16 protein-coding genes are annotated in these 19,069 nt (G+C 72.6%); 11 read left to right on the top strand and 5 right to left on the bottom strand.

Annotated elements, in window-relative coordinates:
* The first annotated feature begins 36 nt into the window (after positions 1-36).
* Positions 37-1,482, top strand: coding sequence for an argininosuccinate synthase (gene argG, locus AB0B33_RS10365; RefSeq protein ID WP_247023671.1), 1,446 nt, complete (start codon positions 37-39; stop codon positions 1,480-1,482).
* Positions 1,483-1,533: 51 nt separating this feature from the next.
* On the opposite strand, the gene AB0B33_RS10360 is transcribed toward argG, so the two are convergent.
* The 3 genes from AB0B33_RS10360 to AB0B33_RS10350 all read right to left on the bottom strand — a co-directional run bounded on the left by AB0B33_RS10360 (position 1,534) and on the right by AB0B33_RS10350 (position 3,955).
* On the bottom strand, positions 1,534-2,541 hold the full coding sequence (locus AB0B33_RS10360) for a medium chain dehydrogenase/reductase family protein (protein ID WP_360769298.1): 1,008 nt from the start codon (positions 2,539-2,541) through the stop codon (positions 1,534-1,536).
* A 72-nt stretch (positions 2,542-2,613) separates the two neighbouring features.
* On the bottom strand, positions 2,614-3,183 hold the full coding sequence (locus AB0B33_RS10355; protein ID WP_360769295.1) for a TetR/AcrR family transcriptional regulator: 570 nt from the start codon (positions 3,181-3,183) through the stop codon (positions 2,614-2,616).
* Between the two features lie 70 nt (positions 3,184-3,253).
* Positions 3,254-3,955, bottom strand: a complete 702-nt coding sequence (locus AB0B33_RS10350; protein ID WP_360769293.1) for a trypsin-like serine protease — start codon at positions 3,953-3,955, stop codon at positions 3,254-3,256.
* A 301-nt stretch (positions 3,956-4,256) separates the two neighbouring features.
* On the opposite strand from AB0B33_RS10350, the gene AB0B33_RS10345 reads away from it, so the two are divergent.
* Positions 4,257-6,995, top strand: a complete 2,739-nt coding sequence (locus AB0B33_RS10345) for a BTAD domain-containing putative transcriptional regulator (RefSeq protein ID WP_360769290.1) — start codon at positions 4,257-4,259, stop codon at positions 6,993-6,995.
* 890 nt (positions 6,996-7,885) lie between these two features.
* On the opposite strand, the gene AB0B33_RS10340 is transcribed toward AB0B33_RS10345, so the two are convergent.
* A complete protein-coding gene (locus tag AB0B33_RS10340; protein ID WP_247023666.1) occupies positions 7,886-8,395 on the bottom strand; it encodes a hypothetical protein in 510 nt (169 codons plus the stop codon).
* A gap of 279 nt (positions 8,396-8,674) precedes the next feature.
* Between AB0B33_RS10340 and AB0B33_RS10335 the strand changes: the two genes are divergently transcribed.
* From AB0B33_RS10335 to AB0B33_RS10315, 5 genes are all read left to right on the top strand, one after another.
* Complete coding sequence (locus AB0B33_RS10335; RefSeq protein ID WP_360769287.1) at positions 8,675-9,271, top strand: DUF6801 domain-containing protein; 597 nt, start codon at positions 8,675-8,677, stop codon at positions 9,269-9,271.
* Between the two features lie 200 nt (positions 9,272-9,471).
* Positions 9,472-10,059 (top strand): papain-like cysteine protease family protein, encoded by a 588-nt coding sequence (locus AB0B33_RS10330; RefSeq protein ID WP_247023664.1) that lies wholly within the window; start codon positions 9,472-9,474, stop codon positions 10,057-10,059.
* Entirely contained in the window at positions 10,056-10,823 is a 768-nt protein-coding gene (locus AB0B33_RS10325; protein WP_360769284.1) for a hypothetical protein, read from the top strand. Before AB0B33_RS10330 ends, AB0B33_RS10325 begins: the two co-directional genes overlap by 4 nt.
* Positions 10,824-10,940: 117 nt before the next feature.
* Positions 10,941-11,969 (top strand): Lrp/AsnC family transcriptional regulator, encoded by a 1,029-nt coding sequence (locus AB0B33_RS10320; RefSeq protein WP_360769281.1) that lies wholly within the window; start codon positions 10,941-10,943, stop codon positions 11,967-11,969.
* A gap of 47 nt (positions 11,970-12,016) precedes the next feature.
* Positions 12,017-13,270, top strand: coding sequence for an FAD-binding protein (locus tag AB0B33_RS10315; protein ID WP_360769279.1), 1,254 nt, complete (start codon positions 12,017-12,019; stop codon positions 13,268-13,270).
* A 28-nt stretch (positions 13,271-13,298) separates the two neighbouring features.
* Here the strand turns inward: AB0B33_RS10315 and AB0B33_RS10310 are convergent, their stop codons facing one another.
* Positions 13,299-14,294 (bottom strand): LacI family DNA-binding transcriptional regulator, encoded by a 996-nt coding sequence (locus tag AB0B33_RS10310; protein WP_360769276.1) that lies wholly within the window; start codon positions 14,292-14,294, stop codon positions 13,299-13,301.
* A gap of 262 nt (positions 14,295-14,556) precedes the next feature.
* Between AB0B33_RS10310 and AB0B33_RS10305 the strand changes: the two genes are divergently transcribed.
* The 4 genes from AB0B33_RS10305 to AB0B33_RS10290 all read left to right on the top strand — a co-directional run bounded on the left by AB0B33_RS10305 (position 14,557) and on the right by AB0B33_RS10290 (position 19,067).
* Positions 14,557-15,735, top strand: coding sequence for a Gfo/Idh/MocA family oxidoreductase (locus AB0B33_RS10305; RefSeq protein WP_360769273.1), 1,179 nt, complete (start codon positions 14,557-14,559; stop codon positions 15,733-15,735).
* Positions 15,736-15,945: 210 nt separating this feature from the next.
* Positions 15,946-17,244, top strand: coding sequence for an extracellular solute-binding protein (locus tag AB0B33_RS10300; protein WP_360769271.1), 1,299 nt, complete (start codon positions 15,946-15,948; stop codon positions 17,242-17,244).
* Positions 17,245-17,247: 3 nt separating this feature from the next.
* Positions 17,248-18,225, top strand: a complete 978-nt coding sequence (locus tag AB0B33_RS10295) for a sugar ABC transporter permease (protein WP_360769268.1) — start codon at positions 17,248-17,250, stop codon at positions 18,223-18,225.
* Positions 18,222-19,067: a carbohydrate ABC transporter permease gene (locus AB0B33_RS10290; protein ID WP_360769265.1), complete on the top strand. Its 846-nt coding sequence runs from the start codon at positions 18,222-18,224 to the stop codon at positions 19,065-19,067. The genes AB0B33_RS10295 and AB0B33_RS10290 overlap by 4 nt, the downstream gene beginning before the upstream one ends.
* Positions 19,068-19,069 lie beyond the last annotated feature (2 nt).

Here is a 19,069-nt window from a genome sequence, read left to right as displayed (position 1 = left end):
TTGCACGGTGATGCATAGCCGTGCATAATCATTCGCATGTCCAAGGTGCTCACTTCCCTGCCCGTCGGCGAGCGTGTCGGTATCGCCTTCTCCGGTGGCCTCGACACTTCCGTAGCGGTCGCGTGGATGCGCGACAAGGGCGCGGTGCCCTGCACCTACACCGCCGACATCGGGCAGTACGACGAGCCCGACATCGACTCGGTGCCCGGGCGCGCGAGCCAGTACGGCGCCGAGATCGCCCGGCTGGTCGACTGCCGGGAAGCACTCGTCGAAGAGGGGCTCGCCGCGCTGACCTGCGGCGCGTTCCACATCCGCTCCGGCGGCCGCGGCTACTTCAACACCACGCCGCTCGGCCGCGCGGTCACCGGCACGCTGCTGGTGCGCGCGATGCTCGAGGACGACGTCCAGATCTGGGGCGACGGCTCCACCTACAAGGGCAACGACATCGAGCGGTTCTACCGCTACGGCCTGCTGGCCAACCCCTCCCTGCGGATCTACAAGCCGTGGCTCGACGCCGACTTCGTCACCGAGCTCGGCGGCCGCAAGGAGATGTCGGAGTGGCTGGTCGCGCACGACCTGCCCTACCGCGACAGCACCGAGAAGGCGTACTCGACCGACGCCAACATCTGGGGCGCCACGCACGAGGCGAAGTCGCTGGAGCACCTCGACACCGGCATCGAGATCGTCAAGCCGATCATGGGCGTGGCGTTCTGGGACCCCGCCGTCGAGATCCCGGCCGAGGACGTCACGATCGGCTTCGAGCACGGCCGGCCGATGACGATCAACGGCAAGGAGTTCGCCAGCGCCGTCGACCTGGTGCTGGAGGCCAACGCCATCGGCGGCCGGCACGGCCTCGGCATGTCCGACCAGATCGAGAACCGGATCATCGAGGCCAAGAGCCGCGGCATCTACGAAGCGCCGGGCATGGCGCTGCTGCACGCCGCGTACGAGCGGCTCGTCAACGCCATCCACAACGAGGACACCCTCGCCAGCTACCACAACGAGGGCCGCCGCCTCGGCCGCCTGATGTACGAAGGCCGCTGGCTGGACCCGCAGGCGATGATGCTGCGCGAGTCGCTGCAGCGCTGGGTCGGCACCGCGATCACCGGCGAGGTGACGCTCCGGCTGCGCCGCGGCGAGGACTACTCGATCCTCGACACGACCGGCCCGGCGTTCAGCTACCACCCGGACAAGCTGTCGATGGAGCGCACCGAGGACTCGGCGTTCGGCCCGGTGGACCGGATCGGCCAGCTGACCATGCGCAACCTCGACATCGCCGACTCGCGGGCGAAGCTGGAGCAGTACGCGAGCCTCGGCATGGTCGGCGGCTCGAACCCGAAGCTGATCGGCGCCGCGCAGGCCGCGTCGACCGGCCTCATCGGCGCGATGCCGGAGGGCGGCGCCCAGGTGATCGCCTCGCGCGGCAAGACCGACGACGTGGAGCTGCTCGACAGCGCCGCGATGGAGTTCGGCACCGACTGATTCCCGCGTTCCCGAAGGCCACCACGGTCACCGTGGTGGCCTTCGGTGCGTTCAGGGGACGAGCACGACCTTGCCGGTGACGGTGCCGGATTCGGCCAGTGCCAGCGCCTTCCCGGCGTCGGCCAGCGGGATCCGCGCGGCCACCTGCGCCTTGAGCTGTCCCTTCGCGGCCAGGGCGAAGACGGCGGTGAGGTCTTCGGCGAGCCGCGCGCGGAACCGGGCGAGGTTCCGCTTGCCGCCCCAGACGTTGTAGAAGTGCGCGCGGCGCCGGTTCGGGGCGACGTTCCACCACACCAGGCGGGCGACCAGCTTCAGCACCGCGGGCTTCGGGTTGCCGCCGGTGTCCTTCGTGGACGCGCTGCCGTAGGCGATCAGCGCGCCGCCGGGCGCGAGCAGGCGGAACGAGTCGACGATGCCGGGCCCGCCGACGTGGTCGAAGACGGCGTCGACCCCGCCGGGCGCCAGCTCGCGCACCCGGGCCGGGACGTCCCCGCGGTAGTCGAGCGCGGTGGCGCCGAGCGCGGTCACGACGTCGAGGTTGCGGGCCGAAGCGGTGCCGATGACCGTGATCCCGGCCGCGCGGGCCAGCTGCACGAGCGTGGTGCCGACGCCGCCGCTCGCGCCGTGGACCAGGATCGTGCCGCCCGGCTTCACCTTCGCGTGCCGGTGCAGCATCTGCCACGCCGTGATGCCGTTGACCACGAACGTCTCCGCGTCGGCGGCGTCCAGGCCGTCGGGCACCGGCACGAGGTCGGCGGCGGCGACGGCGAGGTGGCTGCTCCAGCCGCCGATCTTGGTCATGGCGGCCACGCGCCGGCCGACCAGCGCGGGGTCGTCGGCTTCGGCCACCGTGCCGACGACGTCGTAGCCGGGCACGAACGGGAACGGCGGCTGGTCGTAGTACTTGCCGCGCCGCATCTGCTGTTCGGCGAAGGAGATCCCGCTCGCCTCGACGCGGACCAGGGCTTCGCCGGCGGCCAGGGGCGGCAGCTCGCGGTGCTCGACGCGCAGGCCGTCCGGCTCGACGAGGCCGGGGAGGACGATTTCGGTGACGTTCATGGTGCTTCCTTCCGAGTGTGAGTGACTGATCAATCACTCGACGGGCATGAAAGAGGACCGGCTGGTCAGGGGTCAGTTTTTGCCGGGGTGGCGGATGCCGGTGGAGAGGACCGCGGCCCACTCGCCGGTGTGCTCGCCGAGGTCGAGGGTGGCGATCAGGTGGCAGAGCTGGCCGTAGGCGATGAACCGCTGGACCTGCTCGTCCGCGGCGCCGGAGCGGGACCGGGCGAACTCGGTCACCTTGGCCAGCCCGCGCCGCACGGCGTCGGCGATCTCCGGCGTGTCGGCCGCTGACTGGGCGTGCACCTGCAGCATGAGCAGGTTCCGGTCGGCGATCAGCTCGGCGTAGGCGCCCCCCATTGCGTAGAGGAGCTTTTCGGGGTCGTCGTCCTCGGCGCGGGCGGCGCCGTTCGACAGCGCGTGCGTGACGAGTTCGTAGCAGCGGTCCAGCGCGGCGACGAAGAGGGAAACCTTGCCGGGGAACAACTTGAAGACGTACGCGGGGGAGATGTCGGCCCGCTCGGCCACCGCGCTGATCGGCGTCGCGTGGAACCCGCCCCGGGCGAACTCGGCGATGGCGGCGTCGACGACGACGTCCCGCCGGGCGTCGGAGGTGGAGAGGGTCGCACCGCGCTTCGTCATGTGAGTGACTGTACACTCACTCTCGTCCGCGAAGCAAGCCCCCGGTGGTCCGGGGGCTTGTCCGGAGGGCTCAGACGCCCGCGGTGGTGGAGATCCAGTCGCGGTACTTCGTGATGTTGATGTAGGCGGTGTAGGACTGCCGGTCACTGGTCGAAGCGACGCCGACCTGCTTGCCGTTCGCGTACATCGGGCCGCCGGAGTCGCCGCCCGCCGTGATGCCGTCGCCGCGGTTCGCGCAGACCGAGACGCCCGCCGCGCCGTCCGGGCAGTCGATCGAGCTGACGCTGACCTTCGCCACCTTCAGCAGCTGCGACTGGCACTCGATCTCCGGCTTGTCGGTGCAGGTCGCGCCCCAGCCGTAGACCTCGGCCTGGTCGCCCACCTTGACGTCGCCCTCGCTGCCCAGTGGCGCGTAGTCCGTCTGCACCTGCTGGTCGATCTGCACCAGCGCGATGTCCGCGTCCGGCGCCTCGTGCACCGATGTCGCGTTGACCGTGGTGCCCTTCGTCTGGTCCAGGTCGCCGACGTGGAAGCTGATCGGCTGGCCGTCCGCGCCCTGCGTGCAGTGGCGGGCGGTGAGGATCCAGTCCGGCGCGATGATCGTCGCCGAGCAGATCTCCTGGCCGCCGGCGAACATCCGGGCCGCGGAGTGGAGCGAGTCGGCGTTGCTGCCGTCGATGATGGCCGGCTGGGCGGCCATGGCGGGCGCCGCGGCCACGAACGCCGACAGGAAAACACCGGAGACGACTACGCCGGTTCGCGCGATACGCACTTTACGATCAACCTCCAGCCGCGGACCGGGGCCTCGCGGTGACGGGGTGGTCAAGGACACACCTACCGTCACGGCTGTGGGTGAATCTCCGAAACCCGCCGTTAGTCGGTTGATCAAGGACACGACTTTCGTCGTGGGCCGTCCGGCGCAGCCTGCTGCCAAGCGAGTGACAGCGGTGCCCGCGATGTCCCGGATGTCGGCGAATCGCCCACGGGCGCCGCGCCCCCTGGTTAGAGTCCGGCTGCTGGGTGCCGGCCGCCTGGGGGCGGCCTCGGAAACGGGGTGCACGATGGGGCCTGAAGTGCGGTTTCTGCTGCTCGGACCGCTGACCGTGACGGTCGGCGGGTGCCCGGTGCCGCTCGGCGGGGCGAAGCAGCGGGTGCTGCTGGCCCACCTGCTGCTCAACGCGAACCGGACGGTCACGCCCGGTCAGCTCGTCGAGACCATCTGGCCCCGGGAACCACCGACGTCGGCCACCGCCAACCTGCAGACCTACGTCTGGCGCCTGCGCCGCCTGCTGCCGGACACGCTCCTGCGCACGCACGGCCCGGGGTACTCCCTGGTGGCCGACCCCGGGGCCGTCGACGCGCACCGGTTCACCCGGCTCGTCGCCGACGCGAAACGGGCGGACCGCCCCGAAGTCGCGTTGACGCTGCTGGCCGAGGCGGAAGCCCTCTGGCGCGGCGATCCGCTGGCGGACCTGCCGACCGCGCCGGCGTGGGACGCCGAACTCGGCCGGCTCGTCGAGAACCGGCTGGCCGCCGTCGAAGAGCGGCTCGCGCTGCAGGTGTCGCTCGGCCGGCACGACCCCGCGATCGCCGAGCTGACCGGGCTGCTGGCCGAACACCCGTACCGGGAACGCCTGTGGCAGCAGTACCTGCTCGCGCTCAACGGCGCGGGACGTCGCGCCGAAGCCCTGCAGGCGTACTCGACCGCGCGGGAGCGGCTGGTCACCGAGCTCGGCGTCGAACCGGGGCCGGAACTGCGGGCGCTGCAGGCCGCGATCCTTTCCGGTGAGCCGCTCCAGGTGCCTTCGGCGGATCCGCGGCCGTTGCGGCAGCTCCCGGCGGACCTGCCGGACTTCACCGGCCGCGACGACTACGTGCGGGACCTGGAGGCCGCCGTCGGCCCGGCGCCGGTGGTGCTGACCGGTGCGCCCGGCACCGGCAAGACGGCGCTGGCCATGCACGTCGCCCACCGCCTCGCCGAGCGGTACCCGGACGGCCAGCTCTACGTCGACCTGGCCGGCACCGGCACCCCGCGCGACCCGGCCGAAGTGCTCGCCGACTTCCTGCACGCCCTCGGCGTCACCGGGAACACCGTGCCGGCCGGGCTCGGCCAGCGGGCCGCGCTGTTCCGCTCGCGGCTGGCCGGACGGCGGCTCCTGCTCGTGCTCGACGACGCCGCCACCGCCGCGCAGGTCCGGCCGCTGCTGCCCGCCGACGCCGGGTGCGCCGTGCTCGTGACGACACGCGGGCGGCTGCCGGAGCTGGCGGGCGCGAAGCACGTCGAGCTCGGCGTGTTCGGCGAGCGCGAGGCTTCCGCGTTGCTGGCCGGGGTCGCGGGCGCGGACCGGGTGGTCGGCGAACCGGCCGAGGCCGCGGCGATCGTGCGCTGCTGCGGGTACCTGCCGCTGGCGATCCGGATCGCCGGGGCGCGGCTGGCCGGGCGGCAGGCGTGGAGCCTGCGGACGCTGCACGACCGGCTCGCCGACGAGTCGAGCCGGCTGAGCGAGCTGCGCGTCGGCGACCTCGGCGTCCGGCCGAGCTTCGAGCTGAGCCTGCGGCAGCTGCCCGCCCGCGCGCGGACCGCGTTCTGCCGCTCGGCGGTGCTGGGCGCGCAGGACTTCCCGAGCTGGGTGGTCGACGCGGTGCTCGGCCGCGAGGACACGCACGAGGTGCTCGACGTGCTCGTCGACGCCAACCTGGTTTCGCTCGCGGGCCGCGACACCGGCGGCCAGCCGCGCTACCGGCTGCACGACCTGCTGCGGTGCTACGCGGCGGAACTGCTGGCGGCGGAACCGGCGTCGACGCAGCGGGAAACGTTGTCACGCGTGCTGTCCGTGCTGCTGGCCCTGGCGAAGACGGCGGCCGCGGGCCTGCCCCCGGCGTTCGGCGCGATGACGGGACCCGCACTGCCCGCCGCGACCCCGAAGCTGCCCGCCGCGCCGCTCGAGTGGTTCACGGCCGAACGCAAGCTCCTGGCCGGCGCGGTCCAGCTCGCGGCGGACGCGGGCCTCGACGAACTGGCCTGGCAGCTGACGGCCGCGGCGGTCCCGTTCTACGACCTGCGCGGCGCGTACGACGAATGGCGCCGAAGCCATTTGGCCGCCCTCGCGGCCGTCGAGGCGGCGGGGAACACGGCGGGCGCGGCGGTGCTGCACCGCGGCCTCGGCCAGGTCCGGCTCTACCACGACGAGTACGAGGCGGCGGTCGCGGACATGGACCGCTCGGCGGCGCTGTTCCGTTCGCTGGGCGACATCCGCGGCGAAGCACTGGCGGTGGCGGGCCTCGGCACGGTCGCCCGGGTCCGCGACCGCCCCCGCGAGGCCCTCGGGTGTTACCGGCGCGCACTGTCCGGGTTGGACCGGGCGGGCGACCGCACCGGCGTCGCCCAGATGCGCAACGCGATCGGCTCGACGTACGCGCTGTTGGGCGAGTTCACCGAGGCCGAGACGTGGCTGCGGCGGGCACGGGATCTGGCGCGCGAGATCGAGGACCCGCACCGGGAGGCGAAGGTCCTGACGGAACTGGGCACCCTGCACCGGGACGCCGGCCGGTTGCCGGATTCCCTGGCGTGCCTGCGGCTGGCGCTGAGCATCCTGGAGGAGCTGGACGACGAGCGCTGCAGCGCGTACGCGTTGCTGGGCATCGGCCAGACGCTGCTGGCGGCGGGGGAGCCGGTCCAGGCCCGCGGGGTGTGCGACCGGGCGCTGCGGGTGTTCCGGGAGACGGGGAACCGGCAGGGGGAGACGACGGGGCTGGCGTTGCTGGAGCAGGCACAGCGCCGACGCACCCCTTCGACCGCGACGCGCGCTTGAGAGCCGGCACGCGGTGGACGCCGGTACCGCAGCCGTTCGCCCGGTGGCTGGGGTCGCGCAGGGTGGGGTGTGCGGCGGGTAGGGCAGCGCGGTTTGTTCGCCTGGTGGCCGGGGGTCGCGCAGGGTGGGGTGTGCGGCGGGTAGGGCAGCGCGGTTCGTTCGCCTGGTGGCCGGGGGTCGCGCAGGGTGGGGTGTGCGGCGGGTAGGGCAGCGCGGTTCGTTCGCCTGGCGGTCGGAGCCGCGCAGAATGGGCCGTGCGGCGGGTAGGGCAACGCGGTTCACTCGCCCGGCGGCCGGAATCGCGCAGGGGTGGGCGGTGCAGCGGGCACGGAAGCGCAGCACGCTCGCCTGGCGGTCGGGTGGCAAGGCAGCACGGTCGCCCGGCGTCCACGTGCGCCCGGCCGCGATCGCGCGCGGTGCGGCGGGCGCGCCGCAGTTCTTGCCCGCCCGCGAGCGGCAATTCGCCCGTCGGGCGGGCGGCAGTCGCCGGGCGGGTGGCAGTCGCCGGGCGGGTGGCAGTCGCCGGGCGGGCGGCAGCCGGCCGGCATGTTCGGCTGCGGGATCCTGCCGGCTCCCGGGGGTGGGCAAGAGCGGCGGTGGAAGCCGTGCGCGATCGGGTGCGGTGGCCGTGTGCGCCAGGGCCGGTGTAAGCCCGCACCGCGCCCGGGACCACCGGTGCTGCCGCCCGCCGGTCCCGGGCGTGGCGGGCAGGCGTGGGACTTCGCTCGCCTGGTCGCCGGTGCGCCCAGCCGGAGTCTCGCGTGGCGGGGCGTGCGGCAGGCGGTGGTGGGCCGGCACCACAGCCGCACCACAGCCGCACCGCCGATCCTCGCCGTCCCCGCCGAACCCGGCGCCGGGCGCAACCCCCAGGCACGCCCGGCGACCCGCGATCAGTTGCTGTTGCCCGGCTTCCAGCCCAGGTAGTTCGCGAAGTACCCCTGCCGGGCGTGGCCGATCGCGCCGTTGACGCTCGTCGCCCACACGCCGCCGCTGCCGTCCGCGATGCCCACGTGGCCGTACGCCGAGATGTTCCAGAACACGAACGCGCCGCGGGGCGGGGTGCCCGTGGTGTGGCGGGCGCCGTCCGAGGAGCGCCAGTGCTCGATCGCGCTCGCGTGGTGGGTCGTGCGGTTCCAGGACAGGCGGGCCGCCTTCTCGCAGTAGCCCTGGTAGGCCGTGCTGCCGTTGCGGCTCGAGTACCACGCGATCGCCTGGTTCGCGGTGCGCGCCGCGGCGAGGTCGGCGGCCGAGTCGGTGAGGACGGCGCCCGGGTCCGCGATGTCGGCCGCGGTGACCTCCGAGTACACCTCCGACGGCGGGGCGGTGGCGGCCGAAGCGACGGTGGCGCCGCCGAAGAGCAGGGCGGCCGACAGCGCGGCCGCCTGGCAGATGGTTCGCATGGGTGTCTCCCTCGGTGGACCGGGACGGCGTGCCCCGGTGTCGGGGAGAACCCTGCGCGCGGCCGCTACACCGCCACTACACCGCCGCTCTCGCCGGTGCTGACGCGAATGAGTGCCCGCCGGCCGGTAATTGTCACGTGCCATCGGGGTGGTGACAAAAAACGAGTCCACGCGCCCAAACAGGCGTGACAAATTCCCCGGCAACGGAAAAGGAGAATGGCCGGTTGGGTAGTTTCCACCTACGATCCGAAAGTCCGTTCGACGATGAAAGGATCCGATATGACGGAAACCCTCGTTCGGAAAACCGGCCGCCGATTCCTCGGAATGGGGATGGCCGCGTTGCTGGCGGGCGCGGTCGCCGTGGTGGCCGCCGGGCCGGCCGCAGCAGCCGAGAAAACGCTCACCTACAAGGGCGGGTTCCCGCTGATCGGGGACCAGCAGGTCTCGGTGGTGGTCAAGGCCGACATCCCGGCGACCGCCACCGCGGGCACCCCGGTTTCGGTGCCGTTCAGCCTCGACGTCGACGCCGGCCAGGCCGCCGGTGACGGCCTGCGGCTCGTCGGCGCCACGAAGGTCTCCGGTGCGATCAAGTCGAAGGTGAACGTCGCCGTCGCCAGCCAGTCGGTGGCGATCCCGATCGAGCTCCCGATCCCCGAAACGCCCGTGCCCGCCGAAGGCTCCCTGAAGTTCACCGCGCAGGGCCAGGTCGACTTCACCGTCCCGGCCGGCACCCCGGCCGGCGAAGCCACCAGCAGCGTCGACGCGGCGGCGACCACCCACGTCGTCACCGACAGCAGCCTCGGCGAGTTCGACGTCGACCTGACGCTCGACCCGCCGGACCAGGACGCCACCCTGGGCACCACGACCGTCAGCTGACGCGGGCCCACGGCCACCCCCGCCGGAATCCGTCCGGCGGGGGTGAGCCGATGCCGGAATCCGGCACCCGGGAAATGCCGGGATCCACCCGAAACCGTTCCTTCCCAACGGGTTCCTCCCTTAGTAGGTATCGGGTGCACGGGCCGGGCGCGGAGTATTCCGTGCCACCAGATCGCTCTCCCCGGCTGGAGGTCCCCTCCGTGAAAACCATTCCAGGAGTCCTACGTGGACTCGCGGTCCTTTCGGCCGCGACGGCCGCGGCCGTCGCGCTGCAGGCGCCGGCCACCGCGGCCGCCGCGCGCACCGACCTCGGCATCTCCATGCAGGCCCAGCAGAAGGACCAGTGGTGCTGGGACGCCAGCGGCAACACCATCGCCGCCTACTGGGGCAGTTCCCTGACCCAGACCCGGTTCTGCCAGATCGCGCACAACGAATCCGGCAGCGACTGCGCCAACAACCAGGGTTACCTGTCCGACCAGCAGCGGGTGTTCCGCTACCTCGGCTTCTCCAGCGCCGGCACGTACAACTCGAACGGGCAGGTCCTGTCGTTCACCGGCATCAAGAACCAGATCGACGCCGGGCAGCCGATCGGCACCCGCATCGGCTGGCGTTCCGGCGGCGGCCACATGCACGTGCTCTACGGCTACGACAATTCCGGCGGCGCCACCCGCGTCGAATACGGCGACCCGTGGCCGAACAACAGCCGCTACAACTCGATGAACTACGACACCTACCGTTCGAACACCCAGTTCCAGTGGACCCACACCGTGTACGGAATCGAGGGATGAGCGTGCTGCGGAAAGCGATGGGCGCGGCCGTGCTGGCCGGCGCCGCGATGCTCGCCACGACCGGGGCCGCGAGTGCGGCGGACGGCCCCACCGGCACCCCGACCGCCGCGGACACCGCCGCGATCGGGCAGCTGACCGGGAGCCAGGCCACGCTCGGCCGGCTGGCCTCGACGAAGTTCCCCGGCGCCCGCGCGGCGGCCGCGGTGAACGCCGCGAAGGCCGACCCGCGTACCCAGGTCGCGGTGTACGAGCCGACGGCGGCGTTCGTCGAGGGCAAGTCGGACGTCCCCGCCGAGCTCGCCTACGTCGCGGTCCCGGCGCGGACCGGCGACGGTGCGGAAGCGACGGTCTGGGCCGAGCGGCAGGGCCCGGCCTGGACCGTCGTGAACGTCGCGTCCGGCGACTACGAGCAGCGGTACGCCCAGGCCGCGGCCGGCGGCTACCTCCTGCACGAGCCGCAGGTCAACGCCTGGTACGCGGTGCACGGCGACGCCGTGACCGTCCTCGACGGCTCGGTCACCGGCCTGGCCGCGGGCACGAAGCTCGCGCTGACCGACTACCGGGCGGCGCTGCACCGGCGGTACGCGGACAAGCTGCCGGGTTCGGCCTACGACCGCGACGGCGCGGGCGGCGGCTACGGCGGCCGCGAACGCGCCGTCCCGGCCACGGACTCCGGCGACGTCCCGGTGCTCCCGTTCGCGCTCGGCGGTGTCCTCCTGCTGGCGGCCGGCGCGGTCGTGGCCCCGCGGCTGCGGCGCCAGTAGGACGGCCCGCAACGTCATGAACGAGTCGTTCACCACGCCGGACGCGGTGAACGACTCGTTCATGACGTCCGGACCGGCGGCCCTTGGCAGGTGATCATGATCGGGGCACAATGCGCCATGCCCGTTCCTTCGGCCCCGCCGGAACCGGCGCGGCCGAGTGGTTCGGACCTCGCGCTGGTGGAGGCGCTGCAGCGGGACCCGCGGGCGCCGTGGACCCGGATCGCCGCCGCGGTGGGCACCGACGCCACGACGGCGGCCCGCCGCTGGGACCGGCTGCAGGCGGCCGGCCTCGCCTGGCTGACCGCGTACGTCACCGCCCCGACCACGACGGTCGGCTACGTCGACGTGGCCTGCCGCCCGGACGCGCTGAGCGCGCTCACCCAGGAGCTCTGCGGCTGGCCGGCGGTGTTCAGCGTCGAGCGCACGACCAGCCGCTTCGGGCTGTTCCTGTCCTTGGCCGCGCGCGACCTCGACGCGCTGGACGCGCTGGTCACCGGCCGCATCGGCGCGCTGCCCGGCGTCGTGGAGGTGCGGTTCGCCGTCGCCACCCGCGTCTACCGCGAAGGCAGCGGGTGGCTGGTCAACGCGCTGGCCCCGGAGCAGCGGGCGGTGCTGGACGACACCGCGGAGCAGGCCCGGCTGGTCGTCCCGCAGCAGTGGAACGACCGCGACCTGCGCGCGCTCGTGGAGTCCCTCGGCGAGGACGGGCGGCGCAGCTACGCCGAGCTGGCCCGCGACTGCCGGATGAGCGAGTCGGCGGTCCGGCGCGCGCTGGCGCGGATGGTGCGCAACCACGAACTCGACTTCCGCTGCGACCTCGCGCACGTCCCGGCGGGCTGGCCGGTGATCGCGGGCTACCGCCTCGAAATCCCCGCGGTGGACCTCGACCGGGCCGGCACGGCGATCGCGCACCTCCCGGAAACCCGCCTCTCGGCGGCGGTCGTGGGGGAGGGCAACCTGGTCGTGTCGGCCTGGCTGCGCGAACCGGCCGGCTGCACGGCCTACGAGTCGGCGCTCGCCACCGCGGCGCCCGGCTCGCGCGTGGTCGACCGCGCGATCACGCTGCGGATGCCGAAGCGGATGGGCCGCCTGCTGAGCCCGCACGGCCTCGGCGGCACCCACCAGGCGATCATCCCCGCCCGCTGAGCGTAGGGTCGGAGACGGGATTTCCGGCGCGGTGGAAGGACGTACGGGTGGGCGAATCGAACTGGGCGGGCAACCACACCTACGCCGCGTCCGCCGTCCACACCCCGCGCACGGTCGACGAGGTGCGCGAAGCCGTGGCCGGCGCGAGCCGCGTCAAGGCCCTCGGCAGCCGCCACTGCTTCAACGACATCGCGGACTCCCCGGGCGGCACCCTGCTGGACCTGAGCGCGCTCGACGCCGGCGTCGAGATCGGCGAGGGCACGGTGACCGTCGGCGGGTCCGCGCGCTACGGCGACTTCGCCGAACAGCTGCACGCCGCCGGGTTCGCGCTGCCGAACCTCGCGTCGCTCCCACACATCACCGTGGCCGGCAGTGTCGCGACCGGCACCCACGGCTCGGGCCGCCGCCAGCCGGGGCTCGCCGCGGCCGTCTCGGCGATCGAGCTGGTCACCGCCGACGGCGGCCTGCGGACGTTCACCCGTGCCGACGCCGAGTTCCCCGGCCTGGTCGTCGGGCTCGGCGCGACCGGGATCGTCACCCGGCTGACGCTCGACGTCGTGCCCGCGTTCGACGTCCGCCAGGACGTCTTCGACCACCTGCCGTGGGACGCGGCGGACCGGCACTTCGACGAGGTCGAAGACGCCGGCTACAGCGTCAGCCTGTTCACGAACTGGGCGAACGACACGATCGACCTGGCGTGGGTCAAGAGCCGGGCGGACGCCTTCACCGAGCGGCGCGAGCTGTTCGGCGCGGTCCCCGCCGACGGGCCGCGGCACCCGGCGCACGCCGCCGGGATCACGGCGGGCAACTGCACGCCGCAGCAAGGGGTTCCGGGCCCCTGGCACGAGCGGCTGCCGCACTTCGCGCTCGCGTTCACCCCGAGCGTCGGGGACGAGCTGCAGTCGGAGTACTTCGTGCCGTACGAGCACGCGACGGCGGCGATCGCGGCGGTCCGCGAGCTCGCCGGCCGGATCGCGCCGCTGCTGCTGGTGTCCGAAATCCGCGCGATCGCGGGCGACGAGCTGTGGCTCAGCCCGTGCCACGGCGGCGACCGCGTCGCGCTGCACTTCACCTGGCAGCCGCGCCAGCCCGAGGTCGAGGCGCTCCTGCCGGTCATCGAGGAGCGCCTGGCGCCCTTCGGCGCGCGGCCGCACTGGGGCAAGCTCTTCCACGCCGTCCGCGGCGACTACCCACGGCTGGCCGGCTTCCGGGAGCTCGCGGCGAGCCTCGACCCCGGCGGCAAGTTCCGGAACCCGTTCCTCGACCGCCACGTCTTCGGCCCGGCCGACAAGCGGTCGTGAGGGGGAAACAGGCTCAGAACACTGTTTCTCACTCACGACCGGCCGCGGCGGGAGGAGCCGTCGTGGCGCGCACGATGAGGTAGGTGTCGAGCACCTGCGCCGTGCGCTCGTCGGCCTCGCCCTCGAGCAGGCCCAGCAGGATCGTCACCGCCGCGCGGCCCGCCGCCTCGGTCGGCATCGCGATCGTCGTCAGCGGCGGCGCGGAGATGGCCGCGAAGACCAGGTCGTCGAAGCCGACCAGGCTGATCTCGTCCGGCACCGGCACGCCGCGGGCGTTGAGCCGCGCGAGCGCGCCGAACGCGACGAGGTCGTTGTAGGCGACGATCGCCGTCACGTCCGCGGCCAGCGCCAGGTCCGCGCCCTGCAGCCCGCCCTCGAACACCGGCGGGAACGGGCCGAACTCGACCACGTCGGTGCCGTGCCGCTCGGCCGCCTCCGCCAGGCCCTGGCGCCGGGCGCGGTTCGCCCACGACGCCCGCGGCCCGCCCAGGTAGGCGCACCGGCGGTGCCCCAGCGCGGCCAGGTGCTGGATCGCCTGCCGCATCCCGTCGGCGGCGTCCATCACGATCGACGGGATCCCTTCCACCTCCCGGTTGAGCAGCACCAGCGTGGTCTGCCCGGCGAGCGCGCGCAGCTGGTCGTCGGTCATGCTCGGGCTGCACAGCACGACGCCGTCGACCTGCTTCGCCATCCGGCGGACGAGGTTCTGCTCGGTCGCCGGGTCCTCGTCGCTGTTGGCGAAGAGCACGGCGATGTCGTCCTGGCGCGCGCGGGCCTGGACGCCGTTGAGCACTCCGGTGAAGAACGGGTTGCCCAGGTCCGAGACCACGATGCCGATGTGCCCGGTGCGGGCGGCGGGCACCGGCTGGGGCGCGCCCGCGGCGTGGTAGCCCAGCTCGGTCGCGGCGGCCAGCACCCGGGTGCGGGTCTGCCGGCGGACCAGATCCGGAGACGTGAACGCCCGCGACACCGTCGAGATCGACACGTTGGCGCGGCGGGCGACGTCGTGAATCGTGACGGTCACGGCAACTCCTCGGGCTCCTGCACCATGATGAAAACGCCCGGCAGTGTTGTCAACAAATGCTGCAAACCCGTTCCCCGTTTCCAGTAAGCGCTATCTCGAATCGCTCGCCGCCGTTCGGAGTACCTTTGTTTCGATGAATTCGACGAACATTGACACCCTTGTCGGGAACGCCTTACCGTGACGACCTGAAGTTTCTCCCGAACGCCTGACCCAGTTCGTCACCTTCCGCGCGGCCCGGCCGGGCCCCGCCGATCGGAGACCCATGTCGGGGAGCCGGAGCCGCACCGCCGCGGACCCGCCGAGGCTGGCCGTCGTCGGCACGTCCGGCTACGCGTTCAGCTACCTGCACCGCGCGCGCATCCTGCACGACGAGGGCCTGGTGCGGTTCGCGGGCATGGCCGACATCCGGGTGCCCTCGGCCGCCGCGGTCGCGCTGCTGCCCGAGGACGCCACCGCGCACCTCGGCGTCGACGACCTGCTCCGCCGCTGCCGTCCCGACATCACCGTGGTCGCGACCCCGCCGCACGCGCACGTCCAGGTCGCCGGCGCGGTGCTGCGGGCGGGCGGCGACCTGCTCCTGGAAACCCCGCCGGTGCTCGACCTCGCCGGGTTCACCACGCTGACCCGGCTGGCCGCTGAGTCCGGCGCGGCCTGCCAGACCGGGTTCCAGAGCTTCGGCTCCCCGGCCCTGCCCGTCCTCCGCGCGGCGATCGCCGCCGGCCGGCTCGGGGCGGTCGCGGGCGTCGGCGCGGCCGGGGCGTGGATCCGCACCGACGCCTACTACCGCCGCAACCCGTGGGCGGGCCGCCGGTGGCTCGACGGCGAGGCCGTCGTCGACGGCGCGCTGACCAACCCCTTTTCCCACGCGGTGGCCACCGCACTGCTCGTCGGCGGGGTCGCCGCTCTCGACCCGGCGGAGATCGCGCTCGAGCTCTACGGCGCGCGCGACATCGAAGCCGACGACACCGCGTGCCTGCGCATCCGGTTCGACGGCGGGCCCGAGATCGTCGTCGCCGCGTCGCTGTGCGCGGAGCAGGACCACGAGCCCTACGTCGTCGTGCACGGCACGAAGGGGCGCGCGAAGTTCTGGTACAAGAGCCACCGGCTGGAGGTCGACGACGAGCGCGTCCACCTCGGGGAGCCGGCCGACCTGCTGCGCAACCTGGTCGCCCACCACCGGGACCCGGCCGGGGTGCCGCTGCTCGCGCCGCTGGCGCGGACCCGGGCGTTCGCCTCGGTGGTCGAAGCGGTCCGGGACGCGCCGTCGCCGGCGCGGATCCCGGCGGGCTGGATCCGCACGGCGGGTGAAGGCGCGAGCCGGCACCCGGTGGTGCGGGGGATCGGCGAAGAGGTCGCCGTGGCCGCGGACCGGCTGGCGCTGTTCTCGGAAATCGGTGTCCCGTGGGCGAGCGCCGCGGGGGCCGCCCAACGCACCGGATAACCCGCGCCGGTGCCCATCGCGCTGGCGGCCCGGACCTTCACCCGGTCGCTGTAAGCGCTTTCTCAGCGTGCCCGCCAATCGTCGGAACCATTGCTGCACAAGGGTTGTGGTTGCGAATCGACCGTTGACACCGGTGTCGCGCACTGCCTACCGTGAGCGCGCTGACAGCGTTTTCAGAAAAGTGCTGACCGGCTGAGGACGGAGAATTCGATGGTGCGGACAACGGTGCGTAGGACCGGGCGCGGGGTCGCCGCGCTGGCCGTGGTGGTTCCCCTGCTGCTGACCGGGGTGGCCGCGTGCGGCTCGGGCTCCGGGGCCGGCGACGGGGACGTGACCATCACCTTCGTCTGGTGGGGCAGCGACGGGCGCGCGAACCTGACGAAGAAGGCCGTGGAGCTGTTCCAGCAGAAGAACCCGAAGATCAAGGTGCAGACGTCGTTCTCGGCGTACGCGGCCTACTGGGAGAAGCTGGCGACGCAGACGGCCGGTGGCAGGCCGCCGGACGTGCTCAACGTCGACACCCGCTACCTGGCCGAGTACGGCGGCCGGGGCGTGCTGGCCGACCTGAACCAGGGCGCGGGCAAGGCGGTTTCGCTCGCCGACGTCAACCCGGAGCTGGCCGCGACCGGGGTGTACCAGGGCAAGCGGTACGCCGTGCCGTGGGCGCAGAACACCCCGGCGATGATCTACGACCCGGCCGCGTTCACCGCGGCGGGCGCGGACCCGGCCAAGGGCCTGACCTGGCAGCAGTACGCCGACGCGACGCGGAAGGTGAGCGCCGCGAGCGGGTTCTCCGCACGGGGGACCACCGACTTCGGCATCCTCGACACGACGCTGGAGATCTGGCTGCGCCAGCAGGGCAAGCAGTTCTACACCCCGGCGGGCAAGCTCGGCTTCGCCGCCGACGACCTGCGCCGCTACTGGCAGCTCGCGAGCGGGTTCCGCGACGCCAAGGGCGCCTCGCCCGCGGACGTCACGGCGTCGTACAACACCTCGCCCGAGCAGGCCCCGCTCGGCAAGAAGCTGACCAGCTCGGAGTTCGCCTACGACAACCTGCTGCCCGCGTACCAGAAGGCGAACGGCAAGCCGCTGAACGTCGCGCCGTACCCGAGCGACAAGGCCGGCGACACCGGGCAGTACCGGCGGCCGTCGATGTTCCTGGCCGTCTCGGCCCGCAGCGCGCAGCAGGAGGCGGCCGCGAAGCTCGTCGACTTCCTGGTGAACGACGCCGAGGTGGGCAAGATCGTCGGCACCGACCGCGGGCTGGCCCCGAACCTCAAGGTCCGCGCGCAGCTGGCGGGGTCGGCGACCGGCAACGACAAGACCCTCTACGACTTCGAAGCCGCGCTCGAACCGAAGCTCGGGGCCGCACCGCCGGTGCCGCCGAAGGGTGCCGGCGCGATCCAGAAGCTCCTCCAGCGCACCTACGAAGAGGTCGCGTTCGGGCGGATGAGCATCGACGACGCCGTGAACCGGTTCATGACCGAGGCCGAGAAGGGGCTGTCCTAACCGATGACGACCGTGCGCACCCCGGACCCGCCGCTCGCCCCGGCGACCGTGCGCCCCCGGCGCCGGGACCGGCCGGGCCGCCGTCGCAAGAGCCAGCCGGAGGCCTTCGCGTTCCTGACGCCGTGGCTGCTCGGCGCGGTGGCGCTCACCGTCGGCCCGATGGTCGTCTCGCTGTACCTGTCGTTCACCGACTACGACATGTTCACCGCACCGGACTGGGTCGGCTTCGGCAACTTCACGCACATGTTCACCGACGACGACCGCTACCTGCAGTCGGTGAAGGTCACGCTGATCTACGTCCTGGTCTCGGTGCCGCTGAAGCTGACGGTGTCGCTGCTGGTGGCGATGCTGCTCAACACCCGCCGCGGGGCCAACGGCTTCTACCGGGCCGCGTTCTACGCACCGTCGCTGCTCGGCGCGAGCGTCGCGGCGGCGCTCGTGTGGCGGGCGCTGTTCATGGGCGGCGGCCCGGTGAACGAGGCGCTGGCGTTCTTCGGCTGGCACACGCCGAGCTGGGTCGACGACCCGCAGTTCAGCCTGGCGTCGATCGTGCTGCTCGGGGTGTGGCAGTTCGGCGCGCCGATGGTGATCTTCCTGGCCGGGCTCAAGCAGATCCCGGCGGAGCTGCACGAGGCGGCGGCGATCGACGGCGCGGGCGCGTTCCGCCGCTTCCGGCACATCACGCTGCCGATGCTCTCGCCGGTGATCTTCTTCAATCTGGTGATGGAGGCCATCCACGCGTTCCAGGCGTTCACCCCGGCGTTCGTCATCGGCGGCGGCCGCGGCGGCCCAGCCGACGCGGACCTGTTCTACACCCTCTACCTGTTCGAGGTCGGCTTCCAGGACTTCCGGATGGGTTACGCGTCGGCGATGGCGTGGGTGCTGCTGGTGGTGATCGCGATCGTCACGGCGATCGTGTTCCGCACCGCGAAGCTGTGGGTGTTCTACGACGACGCGGAAGGCACGGGGGAGCGCCGATGACCACACTGCCCCGCCCGGCCCGCTCGTTCGGCCGGCACGCGCTGTGCCTGGTGATCGTGGCCGTGGTGCTGTACCCGCTGGTGTGGCTGGCGTTCGCGTCGGTCAAGCCGCCGGACGAGATCCTCTCGAGGCTGGCGCTGCTGCCGACCCGCTTCGTCTTCGACGGCTACACGAAGGGCTGGGAGGGCGCGGCGGACGTCGGGTTCGGCCGCTTCTTCCTGAACTCCTTCCTGGTGGCCGGGTTGTCGGTGGCGGCCAACGTGCTTTCGTGCTCCCTGGCGGCGTACGCCTTCGCCCGGTTGAACTTCCGGTTCCGCGGCGCACTGTTCGCGTTCATGATCACGACGCTGATGCTGCCCTACCACGTGACGCTGATCCCGCAGTACGTGATCTTCCAGCAGGCCGGCCTGGTCAACACGTTCGTCCCGCTGATCCTGCCGAAGCTGCTGGCGACCGAGGCGTTCTTCGTGTTCCTGATCGTGCAGTTCATGCGCGGCATCCCGCGGGAGCTCGACGAAGCCGCGATCATCGACGGCTGTTCGGTGTACCGGACGTTCTGGCACGTGGTGCTGCCGCTGTCGAAACCGGCGCTGGTGACGACGTCGATCTTCACGTTCATCTGGACGTGGAACGACTTCTTCACGCAGATGGTGTACCTGAACGACACGGAGAAGTTCACGGTTCCGCTGGGGCTGCGGCTGTTCGTGGACACCAGCAGCCAGTCCGACTTCGGCGCGATGTTCGCGATGTCCGCGCTCGCGCTGGTCCCCATCGTGCTCTTCTTCCTCGCCTTCCAGCGCCTGCTGGTGGAGGGCGTGAGCACGAGCGGCCTGAAGGGGTGAGG

The organism is Amycolatopsis sp. NPDC049159, from assembly GCF_040648295.1.
In the GTDB taxonomy this organism is placed as follows: domain Bacteria; phylum Actinomycetota; class Actinomycetes; order Mycobacteriales; family Pseudonocardiaceae; genus Amycolatopsis; species Amycolatopsis pretoriensis_A.
Note: the sequence above shows the minus strand (reverse complement) of the source record. Positions and strands in the feature narration are given on the sequence as shown.